Raw genomic sequence first — 19,509 nt, 5'->3', positions numbered from 1 at the left:
GGCGCCCGACGTTTTGCGGGTTCGGCGGTTGCTGTTGCGGTGGTTTGCGGGTCACCGGCGGGAGTTGCCGTGGCGGCGGCGCGGGGATGCGTACGCGGTGTGGGTTTCGGAGATTATGCTGCAGCAGACTCAGGTGGCGACGGCTGAGCCGTATTACGTGCGGTTTTTGGAGCGATTTGCGGATGTTGAGTCGCTGGCGGAGGCGGGGTTTGAGGAGGTGCTGAAGCAGTGGGAGGGGTTGGGATATTACAGCCGGGCTCGGAATTTGCATCGGACGGCGAAGCTGGTTGTCGGCGAGTATGGCGGGGAGTTTCCGTCGGAGGCGGCGGAGTTGCGTAAGCTGCCCGGGATCGGGCGGTATACGGCTGGGGCGATTGCGAGTATTGCGTTTGGCCGGGACGAGGCGGTGGTTGACGGGAACGTGGCGCGGGTCTTGTGCCGGCTGTTCGACGTGGGTGGGCCGGTCAAGTCGAGTGCGGTTCAGAAGCGGCTTTGGCGACTGGCTGAGGCGTTGGCGCCGCGTGGTCGGGCGGGTGATTTCAATCAGGCGTTGATGGATTTGGGGGCTTTGGCGTGCACGGTGCGGAGTCCGGCGTGCGAGGGGTGTCCGGTGCGGAGCGAGTGTCTGGGGCGGGCTCGCGGGCGGCAGGAGCGGCTGCCGAACAGCGGCGGTCGGCAGCCGACGCCGCATTATGACGTGGCGGCTGCGATCATTCGCAAGGGCGGGCGGGTGTTGATCGACCGTCGACCGTCGACGGGGCTTCTGGCGGGGATGTGGGAGTTTCCGGGCGGCAAGCGGGAGGCGGGCGAGACGCTTGAGGAGGCGGTGGTTCGTGAGGTGCGGGAGGAGGTGGGGATCGAGGTGGAGGTGGTCGAGCGGTTTGTGGCGGTGGATCACGCGTATTCGCATTTTCGGATCACGCTGCACACATTTTTGTGCCGGCACGTCGGCGGGCGGGCGCGGGCGATCGGGTGTGACGCGGTGAGGTGGGTCGGGGTTGATGAGCTCGAGAAATATCCCTTTCCGGCGGCGAACCGGAAGGTCATTGCGGCTTTGAAGGATAGGGCGGCCTGCGGGCGTTGAGCGAGTGGGGGCTCTTACGTCGGTTCGACTTCTTTTTCTGGAGGCACGGAGCACGCGGAGGACGCGGAAAGAGGGGATGGGTAAGCGATTCGTCGCCCTGACGGATCGGAGAGGGGTAGCTTTCTGGCTGATGACCGGCAAGCGGCGGTAAAAGAGCAGTTCTGCTGACATCAGATTCATGGATTGCCGCGGGACTTGCCGATGGCGTAGTCATGAGGCAAGGCGCGCCCAGTGGCGGTCTATTGTAACCCTATCCGATTCAAGGAGATGCAGCATGAGGCGACGGGTTTTGCGGCGATGTCGGCGGATGGTGCGGTTGGGGGCGCCGGTGGTGTTGGGTCAGACCAAGGCTGGGTTGGCCATCGCGGCGGTGGCGATTTTGGGTTGGCAGCTCAGCGGGACGGCGCGGGCGCAGGTGCCGGCGCAGGGGTCCAGCGAGAATGACTACTTTCGGCTGGAGTGGGAGTATGACCTGACGGGCGGGACGGCGCTCTATCGGTTTGTGCTGAGTGACGATCTTGACCAGGACAAGGACAGTCTGTGGCTCTTCGGTCAGTTCGACGCGGACGGCAGGGCCATGGACCTGCTTTCGCGCGACAGCAACTCGCAATGGTACGACGACTCCGGCAGTTTCCCCGCTTCGGCGTTTGGGTTCCTGCCCACGGGCGACTATGGGATGAAGGCCCTATTGGGCAGATACCAAGGCGCCACCGCTGAGGTGCGGGTGGCGTTTGACCCCACCGACGTGGAGTTGGTGCAGAGCGAGTTCGAGTATTGCGGCGCCCTGAGCGCCTCGATACCGATGGGCGCCCCGAGCCACACCGATTTCTCCGATAGCATGGAGTTCGTGACGATTCAGACGATTCCGGAGCCGAACACCATCGCGCTGCTCGGTCTTGGCGCGGCAGGTGCGGCGTTTGGGCGTCGGCGCGAGGACGAGAAGGACAATACGGAAGGCCGGTAGCCGACATTTCCGCAAAGGGCGAGGGCCGGCTTCCCCTCGATTGCTCCGGTTCGGCGGGGTTCCGAAGACATTCAATGGTTCTTCCTGTCTTTGGGCTTGCTTTTGCGCGGTTATTTGGCTAAGATACCAAGTAGCCAAATAGTATCGGGTGCTGGATGGATGCGAGAACGCAGGCGAAATTTGAGGCGAAGGCACGGGTGATCAAGGCGATGGCTCATCCGACGCGGCTTTTTCTGGTGGATGAGTTGTCGAAGGGTGAGCGGTGCGTGTGTGAGTTGACGGCGATGGTGGGGGCGGACATTTCGACGGTATCGAAGCATCTGACGGTGCTGAAGGAGGTTGGGATCGTTCAGGACGAGAAGCGTGGGACGCAGGTGTATTACCGGCTTCGGATGCCGTGTGTGTTGAATTTCTTTAAGTGCGTGGAGTCGGTGATGACGTCGGCGGCGAAGGAGCAGTTGGAGCTGGCTGAGCGGTAGGGCTTTCTTTTTTCAACTGATCCTTGGCGATTTGGCAAAATAGGAAAGATTGATGAACCTCAAGCGCGAAGGCGGGTGGTTGGCCCTGATGGTGGGGCTGTTTGTGCTGTTTTATTTTTTGCCGGTGGAGTGGGCGAGGTTTGGGAACGCGGTGACGGAGTCGCTGGCGTTGACGAAGTGGTACGCGCGGGAGCACGTGCTGTTGTGCCTGGTGCCGGCGTTTTTTATTGCCGGGGCGATCGCGGTTTTTGTGAGCCAGGCGTCGGTGATGAAGTATCTGGGGGCTGGGGCGAACAAGGTGTTGGCGTACGGGGTGGCGGCGACGTCGGGATCGGTGCTGGCGGTGTGTTCGTGCACGATTTTGCCGTTGTTCGCGGGGATCTATCGGATGGGTGCGGGGCTGGGGCCGGCTTCGGCGTTTTTGTATGCGGGTCCGGCGATCAATGTGTTGGCGATCATTTTGACCGCACGGATTCTGGGTTTAGAGCTTGGCGTAGCTCGGGCGGTGGGGGCGATCGTGTTCAGCGTGGTGATCGGTCTGCTGATGCACGTGATCTATCGGAACGAGGAGATCGCGAAGGTCAAGGCGCATGCGGCGATGCCGGCGGCGCCGGCTGAGCGGCCGCTGTGGCAGAACGTGGTTTATTTCGGGCTGCTGGTGGGGATATTGGTGTTTGCGAACTGGGGCCGGCCGGAGGAGGGGTCGGGCTTGTGGTGGGCGATCTGGTCGCACAAGTGGTTGATTACGGCGGCGGCGGGCGTTGGGTTGGGCGTGGTACTGGTGCGGTGGTTTGCGGTGGCGTGGTGGAAGGTGGCGTTGGCCGTGGCGGTTGTCGCGGCGCTGGCGGTGGCGTTTCCGGGATCGCCGACGGTGGCGTTTGTGGCGGCGGCGGTGGGTTTGTCGGCGGTCGCGTTGAGCGGTCCGCAGCCGATGCGGGAATGGGCGGGTTCGACGTGGGAGTATGCGAAGCTGATTCTGCCGCTGTTGTTTATCGGCGTGCTGATCGCCGGGGCGTTGCTGGGCCGGCCGGGCCATGAGGGGTTGATCCCTTCGGAGTGGGTGGCGTGGGCGGTTGGCGGGAATTCGGTGTGGGCGAATTTGTTTGCGGCGGTGGCTGGGGCGTTTATGTACTTTGCGACGCTAACGGAGGTGCCGATTTTGCAGGGTTTGATGGGGGCGGGGATGGGCAAGGGTCCGGCGCTGGCGCTGCTGCTGGCGGGTCCGGCGTTGTCGCTGCCGAACATGCTGGTGCTTCGCGGGATCATGGGGACGGGCAAGACGGTGGTGTACGTAAGTTTGGTGATTGTGATGTCGACGATCAGCGGAATCGTATTTGGAGCCATATCATGAAGAAGATTCAGGTTTTGGGTACCGGGTGTCCGAAGTGCCGCAAGCTGGCAGAGCAGGCGGACGAGGCGGCGCGGTCGCTGGGGATTGAGTATGAGTTGGAGAAGGTGACCAACATCAATGACATCATGAACTTCGGCGTGATGGTGACGCCGGCGCTGGCGGTGGACGGGGAGGTGAAGGTTTCCGGCAAGGTACCGAGCGTGGACGAGATCAAGGACATGCTTCGTTAACGAAAGGGATGCGTCGTGAAGACAGTGATTAAGATCGCGTTGGTTGGTTTTGTGATCGTCAGCGTCGGGTATTTGATTGCCCAGGAGGCGGACCGGCCGGAGTCCTGCGTCGGCTGCGAACTGCCGAAGGGTTCGTGCGAGCAGTGCCCATCAGCGACCACGCAGGCGGTCCGAGGGACGGAATCGGGCTCGGATCAACCCGCGAGCCAACCCGCTGAGGAGACTCGCAAGCTGATCGTGTATTATTTCCACACCTCGCAGCGTTGCGTTTCGTGTCTGAAGATTGAGAAGTACACGCGGTTGACTCTCGAGAACGGGTATCGCGAGGGGCTTGAGAGCGGTCGGATCGCGTTCCGGCAGGTGAACGTCGAGGAGCCGGAGCACCGCCACTTCGTCAAGGATTACGAGCTCTACACCAAGTCGGTGGTTCTCGTCGAGGAGGTCAACGGGGAACAGAGGCGGTGGGAGAACCTGCCGGAGGTCTGGACGCTGCTTGGCGATCAGGCGGCATTCGGCGACTACGTTCGCAGCCGCGTCAATGACTATCTTGAGGCACCGTGATGGAAGGTTTCATTCTCGCTTTGGCCAGCGCGGTGTGGCTTGGGGTACTGACGTCGATCAGTCCGTGTCCGCTGGCGACGAACATCGCGGCGATTTCGTTTATCGGTCGGCGGGTCGGCCGCATTCGAATGGTGCTGCTATCGGGGTTGGTTTACACGCTGGGGCGCTCGATCGTCTATGCGGCGATTGCGGCGATGCTGGTGCTGAGCCTTTTGTCGATTCCGGGGGTTTCGAACTTTTTGCAGACGTATATGAACAAGCTGCTTGGGCCGGTCTTGATCGTAGCTGGGATGTTTCTGCTCGAACTGATCGCGTTGAGTGTTTCGGTGGGGCCGGACGGGCAGAAGCTTCAGCAGCGGGTTGAGCGGCATGGGCTGCTGGGTGCTTTAATGCTGGGCGTGGTGTTCGCGCTGACGTTCTGTCCGGTGTCGGCGGGCTTGTTTTTCGGCGGGTTGGTTCCGCTGTCGCTGGAGCATCGTTCGTGGCTGGTGTTGCCGGTCGTTTACGGGGTCGGGACGGCGGTTCCCGTGTTGGCGTTCGCCTTGCTGATCGCCACCGGGGCCCGGTCGGTCGGCGCGGCGTTCGATCGCCTGACGCAGTTCGAATGGTGGGCGCGGCGTGTTACGGGCGTGGTCTTCGTGCTGGTGGGCGTTTACTATTGTCTACGATACATCTTTGGTATCCTCTAAGTTGTGGCAAGAGGCAGGAGTGTTGGAGAAACGGCGATGAACGAGGACCAGATCAAGCGGGCGGTACGGGATGGTTATGCGAAGGTCGCGCGGAAAGGCGGGTGTTGCTGTTCGCCGAAGACGGGTTGCTGCGGCGGGAGTCCGGCGGAGCGGATCAGCAAGAGCATCGGCTACAGCGAGGAGGAGTTGGGCCAAGTGCCTGAAGGGGCGAACCTGGGTCTGGGCTGCGGCAATCCGCTGGCGTTGGCGGCGTTAGAGGCGGGCGAGACGGTGCTGGATCTTGGGTCGGGTGCGGGGTTTGACTGTTTCCTGGCCGCGAAGCGCGTGGGTCCGAGCGGGCGGGTTATCGGGGTTGACATGACGCCGGAGATGGTCGAGAAGGCGCGCGAGAGCGCGCAGTCCGACGGTTATTCCAATGTTGAGTTTCGGCTGGGTGAGATTGAGAACCTGCCCGTCGACGACGGGTCGGTTGACGTCGTGATTTCGAACTGCGTGATCAATCTGGTGCCGGACAAGCAGCGGGCGTTCAAGGAGGCGTATCGGGTGCTCAAGCCGGGCGGACGGCTCATGGTTTCGGACGTGGTGTTGAACAAGCCGCTTCCCGAGTCGGTGCGGGAGTCGGCGCAGGCGTACGTCGGGTGTCTGGCCGGGGCTGTGTCGGAGGCGGAGTACCTGGGTGCGGTCGAGCAGGCCGGCTTTGGGGGTATCGAGGTCCGTGAGCGGCAGGCGTTTCCTATCGACGTGATGCTCAACGATCCGACCGCGCAGGCGGTCCTTGAGACGCCTGAGGTGTCGGAGGCGGACCTTTGCGCGGCCGGGGAAGCCGTGGTCAGTATCAAAGTGTTCGCAGTCAAACAGGAGGATCGGGCATGACGGCTGGCGCTCGCATCGACGCTGGGGTCTGTGGATTTGTGACCAACGTGGAAGTTTCCACCGAGGACGGGCAGTTTGTGCGGTTTGGGATCGAGAGCACGTGCGAGAAGATCCGGGCGTTGGCCGAGGCCATTGAGCAACTGGGTCCGGTGGACGCGTATCAGGAGATCAGTCCGGGCGGCGGCAGCCTGGTGTTGGCGGCGGCGCGTGCGGTGCTGTCCGGCTGTTGCGCCGGATGCGCGGTTCCGGTCGGGATTTTCAAGACGATGCAGGTGGGGGCGGGTCTGGCGTTGCCGAAGGATATCACGATTTCCATCGCGAAAGAGGGGTAACGTGAGCAGGCCGATCAGAGTTTTGTTTCTGTGCACGGGGAACTCGTGCCGGAGTCAGATGGCTGAGGGGTGGGCGCGGGCGCTGCATGGGGAGCGCTTTGAGGCCTACTCGGCGGGGATTGAGGTTCACGGGTTGAATCCGCAGGCGGTGCGGGTGATGGCTGAGGTTGGCGTGGACATCAGCGGGCATCGGTCGAAGCATCTGAGTGAGTTGAGGGACGTGGATTTCGACTACGTGGTGACGGTGTGCGACGACGCCCGCGAGAGCTGTCCGGTTTTTATCGGCGGAGCGACGGTGTTGCACGTGGGTTTCGACGATCCGCCGCGGTTGGCCCGCGAGGCCAAGTCGGAGGGGGAGGCGCTCGACCACTATCGCCGGGTTCGGGACGAGATCCGGGCGTTTGTCGAGCGGCTTGACGAGGCTCTCAGCGAAGCGCAAGGGGAGTGACAGGCCGTTAGGGGCTGAAGTCGCGGCCGCCGGGCAGGTCGACGACGTAGATGGGTCGGTCGCCGGCGGCGGTCTGGGCGTGGAGGATTTTTACCTGATCCCAGTACCAGAGGTTTCGGAACTTGTCGTCCTGGATGTAGTCCATGTAGGGCATGGTGGAGTCTTTGGTGTTGAAATCGACGACGATATCGACGCCGGCGTCGCGGAGGTAGTCGAGGACGTTTCCGCCGCTGTAGAGGAAGTCGGCGTACTGGCGGGAGTTCATGAGGCCGTCGAGGTTGATGAAGGTCTGGTCGGTGAAGTAGGCGAGTTCACCGGCGTTCCAGGAGGCGAGGACGGCGTCGGCTGGGATGTGGCGGTTGATCCAGTCGGTCAGTTCGAGTCGTTCGACGTGGATGTCGTGGAGGTCGCCGCCGCGGATCAGGACGATGGTGCGGGAGACCTGTCCGACGAGGAGCACCGCCAGGAGGGCTGCGACAAGTATCTGCGAGGCCCTGGCCGACATGACGGGGGAGCGGTACCATCGTTCGATGGCCCAGGCGAGGCAGAGGATCCAGGTCAGGAACAGCCAGGAGTAGTACCACGGGTCGATGGAGAACTGGACGAGCACGACGACCATGACGGCGAGGTGGACGAGGCTGGCGGCCAGCATGATAACGCAGACGCGGCTAAAGGCGCTGGCGCGGTCGGATCGGTCGACGGCGCGGCTTCGCAGGACGCGCAGTCCGGCTGGGATGATCAGGACCAGCAGGGCGACGATCTGGAGGGTGCTGTCGATGGCTTCGGGGGCGGATTCGCCGAAGAGGCGTTCGGGTCCGCCGGAGAGGGTCTTGAAGAACATGCCGAGCGAGAGCAGCGTTCTCTCCCAGAGGGCGAAGCCGTCGAAGAAGAAGCTGGCGTAGTACTGTTTGATCGTGCCGGAGACGGGCGTGGGCGTGCCGAAGTAGGCGAAGTTGGCGGCGAAGAGGAGCGCTCCGGCGGCGATGCCGGGGCCGACGGTGCAGAGGGCGACTTTGGCTGGGCGGCCGCCGAGGTAGATTCCTCGTCCGACGACGACGGCGGCGAGGACGATGGAGACGACGGCGGAGTCGAGGCGGGTCAGGCCGTTGGCGGCGAGCAGCAGGCCGATCCAGAGCAGCAGTCGGGCGGGCGGAGCCGTTCGCGAGGAGAAGAGCTGCAGGATCAGTACGGCGGTCGCGGCGGCGACCAGGGCGTGGAGGCTGTTTTCCATGCCGAGCATGGCCGGCTGAAGTCCGAGCATGTAGGCGGACCAGAGGATGACGGCGGCGACGGCGACGACGGGGGAGGCCCATCGCCGCAGGCCGTGCAGCAGGACCAGTCCGGTGGCGACGTTGAGGGCGGCGCAGAGGGTCAGGACGGTCCGCAGGAGGATTTCCTTGTCGTGGATGGCGGAGGCGAGGGCGACCAGCAGTGCCGCCCATAGCGGCTGAACGCCGTTGGTGGCGTTGATGCCGTCGAAGGTGGGGAAGCCGTAGCGGAGGGTGTTGACGGCGAATTCGAGGTAGAGGAAGACGTCGTCGTTGGTGATGGTTCCGAGCAGCATGGGCAGGGAGGCGAGCCAGGCCCAGGCGAGCTGGTAGAGCCCGACGGCGGCGAGCAGGACGCAGCCGACGGCGAGCGATCGGGCGCCGACGGTGGGTTGGTCCCGGTCGGCGAGCATGTTTGCGGTTCCCTGTAGTGGTATGCCCCCTTGTGTCATCAGCGGTTCCTCGTCAAGCGTATGTCGTGGATCAAGCATGGGATTATACCAGGGTTTGTCGGGCAGGGGCAATAGCGGTCGGTGGGCCGGGGCGGTCGATGGGAGGAGTCCGCCGAGGGCGGGGGCCCTACATGCGGGGGCCATTGTTATTGACAGGTTGCCGGGCGGGCGGCTATGGTTTGAGGGAGGTAAGTGGCGTTTGACCCTGCGTTGGCGAGAGATCGATGTTTCGGCTGTTTGGATCGTTCAGACCGTATTTTTTCCTGCTGCCCGCGGGGATGATTCTGTTTGTCTTTCACCTGTTTCCGCTGGCGATGGTGGTGTGGATCAGCCTGTTTCGCGACTGGCGGACGGCGGATTCGGCGTACGTGGGGCTGGACAATTATCAGCGGATTTTCGAGTCGGGCGAGTTTGTCCGGTCGCTGGGCATCAGCGTGTGGTACGCGTTGGGCACGATCCCGGCGACCATCGCGCTGGCGCTGGTGTTCGCGGTGTTGCTTGGCCGCAAGAAGCGGCTGGCGGGGGTGTACCGGGTGGCGTTTTTTTTGCCGTTTATCACCTCGACGGTGGCGGCGGCGGCGGTGTGGAAGTGGATTCTTCACGTGGATCAAAAGGGGCTGGCCAACTCGCTGCTGGCGGCGTTCGGCGTGGGGCCCGTGCGATTCACCGAGAGTTCGACGGGGATTTTTGAGCTGGCGTTCGGCGGCGAACTGCCGATCGTCGGCGGCGGGCCCAGCCTGGCTTTGATCTCGGTGATGCTGTTCGCGGTGTGGCACACGTTCGGGTTCTACGTGATCATTCTGACGGCGGGGATGGGTCAGATTCCGAAGGAGACGTACGAGGCGGCTTGGCTGGACGGGGCGGGACCGGTGCGGTCGTTTTTTTCGATCACGCTGCCGCTGTTGCGTCCGGTGATCGGGTTTCTGGTGGTTATTTCGACGATCGCGGCGTTTCAGACGTTCAATCAGATTTACATCATGGCCCCGGCTGAGCGGTTGAACTCGGCACGGAACGCGACGATGTACATTTTCACCGAGTTCTGGAACTATCAGCGGTTCGGGACGGGCGCGGCGGCGTCGGTGGCGTTGTTCGGGGTGCTGCTGGTGTTGACGGCTTTGCAGCTTCGCGTTTCGCGGAGGAAGGACTGAGTGGTGCGGTTTTGGCGGTTGATGGTCAATGTGGCGATCGAGCTGGTCATTCTGGCGGGGGCGGCGTTTTGCGTGCTGCCGTTTTTCTGGATGCTATCGACGTCGCTCAAGACGCCGGCTGAGATCACGCTGGTTCCGCCGCCGGTTCTGCCGGAGCATCCTCAGTGGTCGAACTATCCGAACGCGTTCGTTCGGGCGGCGGACATCGGGGTGCCGTTTGTGCGGTGTTTTTTCAATTCGGCGGTGGTCGGGATCGCGGTGACGGCGGGCGTGCTGGTGACGGCGGTGCTGGCGGGGTTCGCGTTCAGCGTGCTGCAGTTTCGCGGGAAGAACGTGCTGTTTCTTTTGTTCCTGGCGACGATGATGATTCCGTTCGAGGTGAGTCTGATACCGAACTTCTTCATCATCGACTACCTCGGCTGGTACGACACGTACGCGGCGCTGGTGGTTCCGTGGACGGCGTCGGCGTTTTCGGTGTTTTTTGTTCGGCGGATGTTTGACGGGTTGCCGCGTGAGATGTACGAGGCGGCGCGGCTCGACGGCTGTTCCGATCTGCGGTACCTCTGGTCGATCGGGGCGCCGATGATTCAGCCGGCGTTGATCACGATCGCGGTGTTCGCATTTTTGGGGAGCTGGAACGCGCTGGTCTGGCCGCTGGTGGTGACAAGTTCGCCGGATTTGTCGGTGATTCAGAAGGGGTTGGCGTCGTTCATCGAGGAGGCGACGACGCATTACCATTTGCTCATGGCGGCGGCCACGCTTACAATTTTGCCGATCGTCATCTTGTACCTGCTGGCCCAGCGGTGGTTTGAGCGGGGCGCCGAGCAGATGACGACGTAGGATTGGCTGAGGGTTTCCTGTCGGAAGCTTCAGGAGAACGCACATGCACCGCCGGTTGGCTTTGATTTTGGTGGGTTTCACTCTGGTTCTTTGTGTCGCCGGTTGCCGCAATCGCGAGGCCGCGGCGAAGGAGGACGTTCTGGTGTTCTGGCATACGCAGAGCGACCGGAACGCGGCGGCGCTGCGCGAGATCATCGAGGCGTACAACGCGTCGGGTCCGGCGATGGCGGTTCGCGAGGAGTACGTGGGCGATTACGACACGCTGTACAAGAAGACGATCACGGCGCTGGCGGCGCGTCGGCCGCCGGATCTGGCGGTGGCGTATGAGAGCATGGTGGCGGACTACATGAAGTACGACGCGGTGTCGGATCTGGGCGGGTATCTGCAGGATGATTTGTCGGCTGAGGACCGGGCGGATATCTATCAGCCGTTTGTCGACTCGAACCGGTTTGCCCAGTTCGGCGGCAAGCTGCTGTCGATGCCGTTTACCAAGAGCGTGTTGATGCTGTACTACAATCGGGACATGCTCAGGCAGGTCGGCCGCAGCGAACCGCCGGCGACGTGGGAGGAGTTTGTGGCGGCGTGCGAGGCATTGAAGGCGAAGCTCAATCTCACTCCTTACGCGTTTTCTCGCGATCCATCCACGTTCGACGGGTTGGTGTTTTCGTTCGGCGGCGAGGTGTTCGACTCGCGGACGCGGACGCCGCTTTTTGACGGGCCGGCGACGGTGAGCGCCTTTGGTCTGATCGACGCGGTGTTCGAGAAGGGTCTGGCCTATGAGGTGGCTTACGGTTCGTACGACGATCGAGCGGATTTCGGGAACGGTCGCGCGGCGTTTTTCATTCGGTCCAGCAATTCGTACCCTTACGCGGACGAGATGATCCAGGGCAAGTTTGACTGGGACGTGGCGGTGATTCCTCACGGGGCGGAGGCGGCGCCGGCGACGGTGCTGTTCGGGGCGAACATTTGCGTGTTCAAGTCGGACGAGCGGCGTCAGAAGGCGGCTTGGGATTTTATCGGGTATTTCATTTCGCGCGACGTGACGGCGCGGTGGGCCGCGGCGACGGGGTATCTGCCGATTCGCCAGTCGGCGCTCGAGGCGTCGCCGCTGCGGGAGTTTCTGGCTGAGAAGCCGGCGAAGCGGCATACGATCGAGGCGATTCCGTACGCCAAGGCGGAGCCGAACGTTCAGGGCTGGCAGGAGGTTCGCGACGCCATGGACCGCATCACAGCGGAGGTCATCAATCAGAGGCTGACGGCGCAGGATGCGGCGGTGGAGCTTCAGGCGGCGGCGCGGAAGATGCTGAGTCAGTAGGTTCGGCGGGTTGGATGGCGGTCAGAGAGAAGACTGGCACGGAGCACGCGGAGGAAGAGGAGGAAGAGGAGAAGTCAGTAGTCAGTAGTCAGAATGAAGAAAGAAGACTTCGCCGAGGGCGACGGAGCCACATTTCGAAGGTCGTTGTTTTCATCTTTCATCTTCCTGGCCTGTCCGCGTGTTCCGCGTGATCCGTGCTGTTTTCTTCCGGACAACCGTTTAGTCAGAAGGCAATGTCCCATGAGTTGCCTCGTCGGGTATAATGGGTTGGGCGATGAGACGGGTGATTCGTACAATCATCTTTGTCGTTGTGCTTCTGGTGGGTATTCCGCTGGCGGTTGTGGCTGCGTTTGTTGCCTGGGGGATGCAGGACATCGCGCCGTGCGATGACAGCGACCTGCAATTGACCCGGTTGGAGGTTCCGGAGGAGGAGAACGCATTTCCGGTCGTACTTAAGGCCGGTGAGGCGATGTTTGTTCCCAGATGGAACATGCATCCTGCTTCCCAGCCGACGAACGGCGGTCCTATCGGCCGGCCGCCGGGAGCCATCGGGGAAAGCGACTTTCTCGGAGCGTTTGGGGTCGGTGAGGGCGTGGGTTACTGGGAGGCGATTCTGGAGATCGCTTGCGGCCGACGTTCCAACGACGCTCTGGCCGAAGAAGCGCTCCGCCGCAACGGCCAAGCCCTTGACCTGTTCGATCAGGCCCTTGCGCGTCCGTATCTCCAGTTCCCAAGCAGCGTATACGACCCCGAGTTCGTGTCGCCGTTCCTCAGCCATTCGTCAACGCTTGTCCGCCTCGCGCTGCTTCGTGCCCGGATGACCCTGGCGGACGGGGATCCACAGCAGGCCGTCGAGCAGGTTGTGAAAATCCTGCGTTTCGGGCGCAGCGTGCGGAACGCCCAAGGCACGGTGATGTGCTACTACGTCGGTCTGGCCATCGGAGATCGGGCAACGGGAGCGCTTCGGGCGTGGACGGGCGATTCGCGGGTTACCTGTGAGATCCTGTCGCCGTACATGGTCCGGCTTGAGGACATGCGGCCGGGTTCGGACGGGCTCGCCGACGCCATTCGCGGTCAGTACCGGTGGCAGCTTAACGGACTTGATCTGGAGATCGACCGGGTGCTCCGCAGGTCCGACGAATGTCGGTTCGTTCCCGCGGCATTCCGCTATCATCCGAACGAGACCAGGAAGATGCTCACAGACATGTGCCGCGACTACGTCCGCTATGTCACCGGATCGGGGCGGCGACCGGCGCCGACGTTCGAGCCGTTCAATCCGTTCAAAGACGGACGGCTCCCAAGAGCCCTTCAGCCTAATTCTCTCGGCACGGAGATGTTCGGATATTTGGGTTACAGCATCGACAGCATTGTGGTTTCCAAGGCCCGTTCCGCCAATGAGATCTCCGCTGCGCAGGCCTGCATCGCGCTGCGGTGTTATTTCGATCGCACGGGACGGTTGCCGGAGACGTTGGATGAGCTTGTGCCTGAGTATCTTCACGGTGTGCCGGTTGATGAGTTCGATGGGATGCCGTTGCGGTACGATCGGGAGCGGGGCGTTTTGTATTCGGTGGATCGGGATCTGGTTGATTCCGGTGGCGTGGAGGGGTCGGATGATCGGTCATGGGTCATTGAGCTGCCCGGGTTGGAGGGCGGGAAGAAGGCGGCGGCACCGAGCACGCGGGACACGCGGAGGGGACGGAGTAGGTAGAGAACGGAGGATGGTGCGTCGGGACGGCGCACCCACCCGCCTGCGCGGGAATGACAGAGGGGGAAGTGTCCGCCGCTCCGATGAGGCGAGCGTGCCCTTCCGCTCGGCGAGAATCGCTGCTTGCTCCCGGTGTGGGGCGTGGGTATGATGTGGAGGTCGGTTTGTGCCGATTTCGGGGATCCTGTCGCGGAGGGCGTTCGACGACGGATGGGAGGTGCCGTATGCTGGCGGTGTTATGGAACGATTACGTGACGCTGATGCTGCTGAACGCGGCGGCTGGGCTGTTTCTGGTGGCGTGTTACGCGTGGTGGGGATTGACGGATCCGGATCAGAAGCGTTGGGCGCCGGGGTTCGCGGCGAGCGGGCTGATCGCTCTGGCGACCGGGTTGCACATGTCGCTGACGTGGCCGCTGGACTACCAGGGCGGGATATTCAACATCGCGTACGGGGAGACGTCGGCGCTGTTCGGGGCGATTTTGTTGGGTACGGCGCTGGCATTGTGGATGAACTGGGGGCTTTTGAGCATCGGGATTTACTCGCTTTTCGCCGCTGCGCTGGCGGTGGTGGTCGGGGTTCGGATCATTCATCTGGGCCTGACGGCTCAGCCGCTGCTGGCCGGAGCGGGGTTTATTCTGACGGGTTTGGCTGGGGCGTTTGCGTTGCCGGTGCTGGCGAATCGGGACCGCCGTTTTCTTCGGGCGGCTGGGGCGATCGTGCTGTTGGTCGCGGTGATGATCTGGGTGATGACCGTGTACGTCGCGTACTGGAACCATTTGATTCCGTCGTGAAGGCGTTCCGGGAGGCGTGCGGAGATTGAAAGGGGAAAACCATGCGTTGCGTACTGATTGTTTTGCTGTTGACCGCTGTCGCTTCGTCCGAGGAACCGCAGACGCGTTCGGGCGAGCCGGCCGCCGGCGGCGTCGGCGAGGTCGCGACCGAGACGGTCGCGTACAGCGACGGGGAGCTTCCGCTGGAAGGGTTTCTGGCGTATCCGCGTTCGGTTCCATCCGGACGGAAGCTTCCGGGGGTGTTGGTCGTCCACGAGTGGTACGGCCTGAACGACTATGCCAGAGGCCGGGCCAGGCAGCTTGCCGACCAGCTCGGGGTGGTCGCGTTTGCGGTGGACATGTACGGCCGCGGCAAGCGGGCCCAGAACGACCGGTCGGCCCGCGAGCTGTCCAAGCCGTTTCGCGAGAGTCCGACGCTCGCGCGGCGTCGGGTGCGGGCCGGGCTTGAGGTGTTGCGCGAACAGAAGCTGGTCGATTCGAACCGGATCGCCGCGATCGGATACTGCTTTGGCGGGTCGGTGGTGCTGGAGTTGGCGCGGGGCGGCGCGGACGTGGCGGGCGTGGTGAGTTTTCACGGCGGGTTGGGCACGTCGATGCCGGCAGAGCGTGGACAGATCAAGGCGGAGATTCTCGTTCTTCACGGGGCCAACGATCCGCATGTCGGCTGGTCGGAGGTCAGCGACTTTGTCCACGAGATGAAGAAGTCTGAGGCGCAGTGGCAACTGGTGGTCTACGGCCAAGCGGTGCACGCGTTCACGAATCCGGCCAACGATGCGGACCCGTGGGACGGCGTGGCGTACGACGAGCAGGCGGACCGGCGGTCGTGGGCGGCGATGGTGCTATTTTTTCACGAGGTTCTCGGGACCGGTCAGTCGGCTGAGCCGCTCGAAGCGGAGGCTGAGCCGGACGATCGGACGCCGTAGCGGGCGCGTTGAACCCCCCTTTTGACGGAGTGGCGATGGACATTTTCATGAAGGCTGCGATTGAGGAGGCCCGTCAGGGCCTTAGCGAGGGAGGAATCCCCATCGGATCGGTGCTGGTCCGCGACGGTCAGATCATCGGGCGCGGGCACAACCGGCGGGTCCAGTACGACGACCCGATCATCCACGCGGAGATCGACTGCCTGCGCAACGCGGGGCGGATCGGCAGCTACAAGGGCACGGTGCTGTACTCGACGCTCATGCCGTGCTATCTCTGCGCGGGCGCGGCGGTGCAGTTCGGCATTCGCCGGGTCGTTGCCGGTGAGTCCGCGACGTTCGCCGGGGCGCGGGAGTTCATGGAGTCGCACGGGGTGGAGGTGGTCGATCTGGATCTGGAGGAGTGCAAGGCGATGATGCGGAAATTCATCGACGAGAACCCGCAATTGTGGTACGAAGATATCGGCGAGTTGTGAGCCGGCTGCGGCGCCGGCGGCATGACGTTTGAAGCCTCAGGTCAACGGAGGAGCCGATATGGCGATGACCTCCCGCCAGCGGGTGCAGACCGCTTTGGACCATCGTGAACCGGACCGCGTGCCTCTCGATCTGGGCGGCAGCGCGGTGACCGGGATGAGCGTTTCGACGGTGTACCGGCTTCGTCAGGCGCTGAGGCTGGACGCGCCGGGCCTGCCGGTCAAGGTGGTCGAGCCGTTCCAGATGCTCGGTGAGATCGAGGCGGACCTGGCGGAGGCGCTTGGTGTGGACGTGGTGGGACTGGGGCTGCCCGCGACGCTGTTCGGTTTCGTCAACGAGAACTGGAAGGCGTGGACGACGTTCGACGGGACGCCGGTGCTTGTGCCGGAGGGTTTCAATACCGAGCCGGAGACCAACGGCGATATTCTGCTGTATCCGCAGGGCGATAAGTCCGTGCCGCCGAGCGGGCGGATGCCCAAGGGCGGTTTTTACTTCGATGCGATCATTCGGCAGGAACCGATTGACGACGACCGGCTTGACCCGGCGGACAATCTTGAGGAGTTTAGGCCGCTGACCGACGCGCAGATCGCGTACCTGCGGGACCGGGCGGAGCAGCTCTACACGGGAACGGACAAGGCGATCCTGCTGAGCCTGCCCGGCGCGTCGTTCGGCGATATCGCGCTGGTGCCGGCGATGTGGCTGAAGCACCCCAAGGGCATTCGGGACGTCGAGGAGTGGTACGTTTCGACGGGCCTTCGGCGCGAGTACGTGCGGCGGGTTTTTGAGGGCCAGTGCGCGATCGCCATCGCCAACGCGCAGCGCATCTACGAGGCGGTGGGCGAGCGGGTGGCGGCGGTGTTCGTGACCGGCACGGATTTCGGCACGCAGTCGAATCTCTTCATCTCGCGGGATTCGTATCGCGATTTGTTCATGCCGTTCCACGAGCGGATCAACGAGTGGGTTCACAGCCACACGGCTTGGAAGACGATGATCCACTCGTGCGGGGCGGTCGAGCCGCTGATCGACGATTTTGTTCGGGCCGGGTTTGACATTCTCAATCCGGTTCAATGCTCCGCCGCCGGTATGGACGCTGCGACGCTCAAGGGGCGGTACGGCGGGCGGATCACGTTCTGGGGCGGCGCGGTCAATACGCAGCAGACGCTGCCGTTCGGGCGGCCGGAGGAGGTCCGCGAGGAGGTTCGCGAGCGGATCCGGACGTTCGGGCCCGGCGGCGGGTTCGTGTTCAATCCCATTCACAACGTGCAGGCGGCCACGCCGATCGAAAATGTGCTGGCGATGTACGAGACGCTTGGGGAAATGCGGGACTATCCGATCCGGTGATTGCGGAGTTGGCGGCGGGTTCCAGGCGGCATGACCATCGGCTTGAAACACATCGAGCGGTTCTGCGACGTGATGGCTCACTGCCTTCGGGCGGGCACGGAGATGCCGCGGGCGGTGGAGTTGGCGGGCGGGCGGTCGGATTCGCCAGTTCTTCGGCGGATCACCGCCCAGGCGGTTGAGGGCATCCGCGGCGGCGATACGATGGCTGAGGCTTTGGAGGCTGGTCGGCATGATTTTCCGCGGTTTGTGCTTCCGGTGGTACGTGCGGGCGAGGAAAGCGGCCGGCTTGAGGAGGCGTTCGCGTACTTGCGAGACTTCTGCCACAAGCTGATTCCCACCAGGCGCATCGTGCGGAATGCGTGGATGTATCCGCTGGTGGTGTTTCTGTTCGGCTGGGTCGTTCGTTTCGTTTTGTATCTGTGGTTCGCGCCATGGGAGGTGACGCGGTTTTTCATCCTCAACACGCTGCCTTACTACGCGATCACCATCGGGGTTATCTATGCGGTCGCGCATCTGCCCCAGACCCGTCATGTTCTGGATTTGATCAAGCTGCAGATTCCGTTCTGGCGGGAGGAGCAGGTGGATCTGGCCGTGGCGGTGTATTTCGAGACGTTGAGCCTGGCGTACGAGGCGGCGGGAATGGACGTGGCGCGGATGGGTGAGCTGGCGGCTGAGCCGGTGGAGAACGTGTATCTTCGCCGGGACCTGCTCCGGGTCGCCGAGTCGCTGGCCGCCCGGAACACCTTCGCCGATTCGCTGGCTGGGGTATCGTTTCTCTCCCGAGCCTATCTGGCTGAGGTAGCGGCGGGCGAGACGGCTGGTCGGTTGGAGAAGCACCTTCGGAAGGTCGCGGAGACCGCGGCGGAGGCTTTGACGTTTCGCCTGGAGGTATTCAACGGGATCGTGGGCCGCCTCATGGGCTACGTGGTGGTCGGCTTGATTGCGATGACGGCGCTGCAGTTGTTTGGTTACGTTCGATGATCTGACGCGGCATGGTCCGGCCGGCAGTGTGTTGTCTTTCGTGGGGATTGTGGCTTTCGAATTTGCGGAAGAAGTTTCCTGCCTCTTTATGCTGATTCTGTTTGTCCATCAGCATTCAGCGGTTCTTCACCGTTGTTCCTTCGATCAGTTCACCCGGCAGCAGGATCCGCTGCGGCGGGTCGTCCGGGTGGCCGATGCGATGCGTCAGCAGTTGCACCGCCTGCTCGCCCATCTTGGCGATCGGGGTCTGCACCGCGGTGATGCGCAGGCGGTCGCGGCGGTAGTCGTGGCCGCTGATGTTGACCAGGGAGACGTCGTCCGGCACCGCCCATCCCCATTCGAGCAGGGCCTGATACATCCACTCCATCCGCCAATGCCCGCGGACGACCAAGGCGGTCAGGTCGCCTTTTGCTTCGAGCACCGGGGTCAGCGCAGCCAGCGATTGGGCATCGCGGTGGTGTGCGGTCTGGATGCAGTATCGCGGCAGGACGGGCAGGCCCAGTTCGTCGACCGCCTGCTCGAACGCGAGGCGTCGGACGTGGGCTGAGGGCACGGCGTATTCGAGTTCGTAGATGAGGCCGATCCGCTGATGGCCGAGGGACTTGAGGCGTCCCACCGCCTGCCGGTAGTTGGCCAGGTCGTCCATTCCCACGAAGTCCACGTTCTGGTCGGCGGTGTCGTGCTCGAGGAGGACGACGGGCCGGCGGGACTCGACCAGTTCGCGGTAGACCTCGGACCGGATCAGTTCCTGAGAGGCGAACAGGACCAAGCCGTCCACGTCGAGGTCCAGGAGGTGGGAGACCCGCTGCTGGTACTCGTCGCTGGCCAGGTGCGCAGCGGAAACGATCAGCTCGTATCCGCAGCGGGTGGCAGCGGTGATGCAGCCGGGGGCGAGGGAGGTCACGTAGGCATCGGCCAACGCCGGGAGGACCAGGCCCATGATGCCGGTCCGGCCCTGGCGGATGATCCGCCCGGCGAGGCTCGGGCGGTATCGCAGCAGGCGGGCGGCTTCGCGGACGCGTGCGGCGGTGGCGGGGCTGTAGCGGGTGGCGCCCTTCTGGCCGGAGAGGACCTGGGAGGCCGCTGCGACCGAGACGCCGCTGACCCTTGCCACGTCGGCCAGGGTCGTCCGGCGACGCACGGGCTGATGGACACCCGACGAAATGGCCACTTCCAACTCCTACGATTAAAGGTTTTTTCCAGCAATGGGACATTATAAGTAACTCATAATCGCCTGCAAAGGCCGTATTGCCGCTGTATTCCCGG

21 protein-coding genes are annotated in these 19,509 nt (G+C 63.3%); 19 read left to right on the top strand and 2 right to left on the bottom strand.

Features of this window, described 5'->3' with window-relative positions; translation table 11 throughout:
* The first annotated feature begins 34 nt into the window (after positions 1-34).
* The 10 genes from mutY to GXY33_09650 all read left to right on the top strand — a co-directional run bounded on the left by mutY (position 35) and on the right by GXY33_09650 (position 7,011).
* A complete protein-coding gene (mutY, locus tag GXY33_09695) occupies positions 35-1,084 on the top strand; it encodes an A/G-specific adenine glycosylase (protein NLX05405.1) in 1,050 nt (349 codons plus the stop codon).
* Between the two features lie 274 nt (positions 1,085-1,358).
* A complete protein-coding gene (locus GXY33_09690; protein NLX05404.1) occupies positions 1,359-2,048 on the top strand; it encodes a PEP-CTERM sorting domain-containing protein in 690 nt (229 codons plus the stop codon).
* 155 nt (positions 2,049-2,203) lie between these two features.
* Positions 2,204-2,527, top strand: coding sequence for a winged helix-turn-helix transcriptional regulator (locus tag GXY33_09685; GenBank protein NLX05403.1), 324 nt, complete (start codon positions 2,204-2,206; stop codon positions 2,525-2,527).
* Positions 2,528-2,579: 52 nt separating this feature from the next.
* Positions 2,580-3,878, top strand: coding sequence for a hypothetical protein (locus tag GXY33_09680; protein ID NLX05402.1), 1,299 nt, complete (start codon positions 2,580-2,582; stop codon positions 3,876-3,878).
* Positions 3,875-4,108 (top strand): thioredoxin family protein, encoded by a 234-nt coding sequence (locus GXY33_09675; GenBank protein NLX05401.1) that lies wholly within the window; start codon positions 3,875-3,877, stop codon positions 4,106-4,108. Before GXY33_09680 ends, GXY33_09675 begins: the two co-directional genes overlap by 4 nt.
* Before the next feature lie 15 nt (positions 4,109-4,123).
* Positions 4,124-4,669: a hypothetical protein gene (locus GXY33_09670; protein ID NLX05400.1), complete on the top strand. Its 546-nt coding sequence runs from the start codon at positions 4,124-4,126 to the stop codon at positions 4,667-4,669.
* The gene (locus tag GXY33_09665; GenBank protein ID NLX05399.1) at positions 4,669-5,358 is read left to right on the top strand and encodes a sulfite exporter TauE/SafE family protein; all 690 of its coding nucleotides are present in this window, start codon (positions 4,669-4,671) and stop codon (positions 5,356-5,358) included. The genes GXY33_09670 and GXY33_09665 overlap by 1 nt, the downstream gene beginning before the upstream one ends.
* Positions 5,359-5,394: 36 nt before the next feature.
* Complete coding sequence (locus GXY33_09660) at positions 5,395-6,231, top strand: arsenite methyltransferase (protein NLX05398.1); 837 nt, start codon at positions 5,395-5,397, stop codon at positions 6,229-6,231.
* Complete coding sequence (locus GXY33_09655; protein ID NLX05397.1) at positions 6,228-6,563, top strand: hypothetical protein; 336 nt, start codon at positions 6,228-6,230, stop codon at positions 6,561-6,563. Before GXY33_09660 ends, GXY33_09655 begins: the two co-directional genes overlap by 4 nt.
* 1 nt (position 6,564) lies before the next feature.
* A complete protein-coding gene (locus GXY33_09650) occupies positions 6,565-7,011 on the top strand; it encodes an arsenate reductase ArsC (protein NLX05396.1) in 447 nt (148 codons plus the stop codon).
* Positions 7,012-7,018: 7 nt separating this feature from the next.
* Here GXY33_09650 and GXY33_09645 read toward each other — a convergent pair whose 3' ends face one another.
* Positions 7,019-8,692, bottom strand: a complete 1,674-nt coding sequence (locus GXY33_09645) for a hypothetical protein (GenBank protein ID NLX05395.1) — start codon at positions 8,690-8,692, stop codon at positions 7,019-7,021.
* A gap of 263 nt (positions 8,693-8,955) precedes the next feature.
* Here GXY33_09645 and GXY33_09640 point away from each other — a divergent pair, with 263 nt between their 5' ends.
* The 9 genes from GXY33_09640 to GXY33_09600 all read left to right on the top strand — a co-directional run bounded on the left by GXY33_09640 (position 8,956) and on the right by GXY33_09600 (position 18,243).
* A complete protein-coding gene (locus GXY33_09640) occupies positions 8,956-9,879 on the top strand; it encodes a sugar ABC transporter permease (GenBank protein ID NLX05394.1) in 924 nt (307 codons plus the stop codon).
* Positions 9,880-10,719 (top strand): carbohydrate ABC transporter permease, encoded by an 840-nt coding sequence (locus tag GXY33_09635; GenBank protein ID NLX05393.1) that lies wholly within the window; start codon positions 9,880-9,882, stop codon positions 10,717-10,719.
* 43 nt (positions 10,720-10,762) lie between these two features.
* Entirely contained in the window at positions 10,763-12,034 is a 1,272-nt protein-coding gene (locus tag GXY33_09630) for an ABC transporter substrate-binding protein (GenBank protein ID NLX05392.1), read from the top strand.
* Between the two features lie 274 nt (positions 12,035-12,308).
* A complete protein-coding gene (locus tag GXY33_09625; GenBank protein NLX05391.1) occupies positions 12,309-13,742 on the top strand; it encodes a hypothetical protein in 1,434 nt (477 codons plus the stop codon).
* Positions 13,743-13,963: 221 nt separating this feature from the next.
* Positions 13,964-14,530 carry a DUF981 domain-containing protein gene (locus GXY33_09620; GenBank protein NLX05390.1) on the top strand — a complete coding sequence of 189 codons (567 nt, stop codon included), beginning with the start codon at positions 13,964-13,966 and terminating at the stop codon, positions 14,528-14,530.
* A gap of 41 nt (positions 14,531-14,571) precedes the next feature.
* Positions 14,572-15,453: a dienelactone hydrolase family protein gene (locus GXY33_09615; GenBank protein NLX05389.1), complete on the top strand. Its 882-nt coding sequence runs from the start codon at positions 14,572-14,574 to the stop codon at positions 15,451-15,453.
* 35 nt (positions 15,454-15,488) lie between these two features.
* Positions 15,489-15,923, top strand: a complete 435-nt coding sequence (locus GXY33_09610) for a nucleoside deaminase (GenBank protein ID NLX05388.1) — start codon at positions 15,489-15,491, stop codon at positions 15,921-15,923.
* A 64-nt stretch (positions 15,924-15,987) separates the two neighbouring features.
* Entirely contained in the window at positions 15,988-17,262 is a 1,275-nt protein-coding gene (locus tag GXY33_09605; protein ID NLX05387.1) for a methyltransferase, read from the top strand.
* 30 nt (positions 17,263-17,292) lie between these two features.
* Positions 17,293-18,243 carry a hypothetical protein gene (locus tag GXY33_09600; protein NLX05386.1) on the top strand — a complete coding sequence of 317 codons (951 nt, stop codon included), beginning with the start codon at positions 17,293-17,295 and terminating at the stop codon, positions 18,241-18,243.
* Between the two features lie 115 nt (positions 18,244-18,358).
* Here the strand turns inward: GXY33_09600 and GXY33_09595 are convergent, their stop codons facing one another.
* Positions 18,359-19,414 (bottom strand): LacI family transcriptional regulator, encoded by a 1,056-nt coding sequence (locus GXY33_09595; GenBank protein ID NLX05385.1) that lies wholly within the window; start codon positions 19,412-19,414, stop codon positions 18,359-18,361.
* Positions 19,415-19,509: the final 95 nt, after the last annotated feature.

This window comes from Phycisphaerae bacterium, assembly GCA_012729815.1.
GTDB lineage: Bacteria > Planctomycetota > Phycisphaerae > JAAYCJ01 > JAAYCJ01 > JAAYCJ01.
The sequence above is the reverse complement of the archived record's forward strand: the minus strand, read 5'-3'. Positions and strand labels throughout refer to the sequence as shown.

Coding starts and splice junctions, on each gene's coding strand:
- GXY33_09600 (NLX05386.1), top strand. CDS start 17,293: ATGACCATCGGCTTGAAACACATCGAGCGGTTCTGCGACGTGATGGCT.
- GXY33_09615 (NLX05389.1), top strand. CDS start 14,572: ATGCGTTGCGTACTGATTGTTTTGCTGTTGACCGCTGTCGCTTCGTCC.
- GXY33_09605 (NLX05387.1), top strand. CDS start 15,988: ATGACCTCCCGCCAGCGGGTGCAGACCGCTTTGGACCATCGTGAACCG.
- GXY33_09690 (NLX05404.1), top strand. CDS start 1,359: ATGAGGCGACGGGTTTTGCGGCGATGTCGGCGGATGGTGCGGTTGGGG.
- GXY33_09655 (NLX05397.1), top strand. CDS start 6,228: ATGACGGCTGGCGCTCGCATCGACGCTGGGGTCTGTGGATTTGTGACC.
- GXY33_09685 (NLX05403.1), top strand. CDS start 2,204: ATGGATGCGAGAACGCAGGCGAAATTTGAGGCGAAGGCACGGGTGATC.
- GXY33_09630 (NLX05392.1), top strand. CDS start 10,763: ATGCACCGCCGGTTGGCTTTGATTTTGGTGGGTTTCACTCTGGTTCTT.
- GXY33_09610 (NLX05388.1), top strand. CDS start 15,489: ATGGACATTTTCATGAAGGCTGCGATTGAGGAGGCCCGTCAGGGCCTT.
- GXY33_09660 (NLX05398.1), top strand. CDS start 5,395: ATGAACGAGGACCAGATCAAGCGGGCGGTACGGGATGGTTATGCGAAG.
- GXY33_09665 (NLX05399.1), top strand. CDS start 4,669: ATGGAAGGTTTCATTCTCGCTTTGGCCAGCGCGGTGTGGCTTGGGGTA.
- GXY33_09645 (NLX05395.1), bottom strand. CDS start 8,692: ATGCTCGCCGACCGGGACCAACCCACCGTCGGCGCCCGATCGCTCGCC.
- GXY33_09680 (NLX05402.1), top strand. CDS start 2,580: ATGAACCTCAAGCGCGAAGGCGGGTGGTTGGCCCTGATGGTGGGGCTG.
- GXY33_09625 (NLX05391.1), top strand. CDS start 12,309: ATGAGACGGGTGATTCGTACAATCATCTTTGTCGTTGTGCTTCTGGTG.
- GXY33_09675 (NLX05401.1), top strand. CDS start 3,875: ATGAAGAAGATTCAGGTTTTGGGTACCGGGTGTCCGAAGTGCCGCAAG.
- GXY33_09640 (NLX05394.1), top strand. CDS start 8,956: ATGTTTCGGCTGTTTGGATCGTTCAGACCGTATTTTTTCCTGCTGCCC.
- GXY33_09620 (NLX05390.1), top strand. CDS start 13,964: ATGCTGGCGGTGTTATGGAACGATTACGTGACGCTGATGCTGCTGAAC.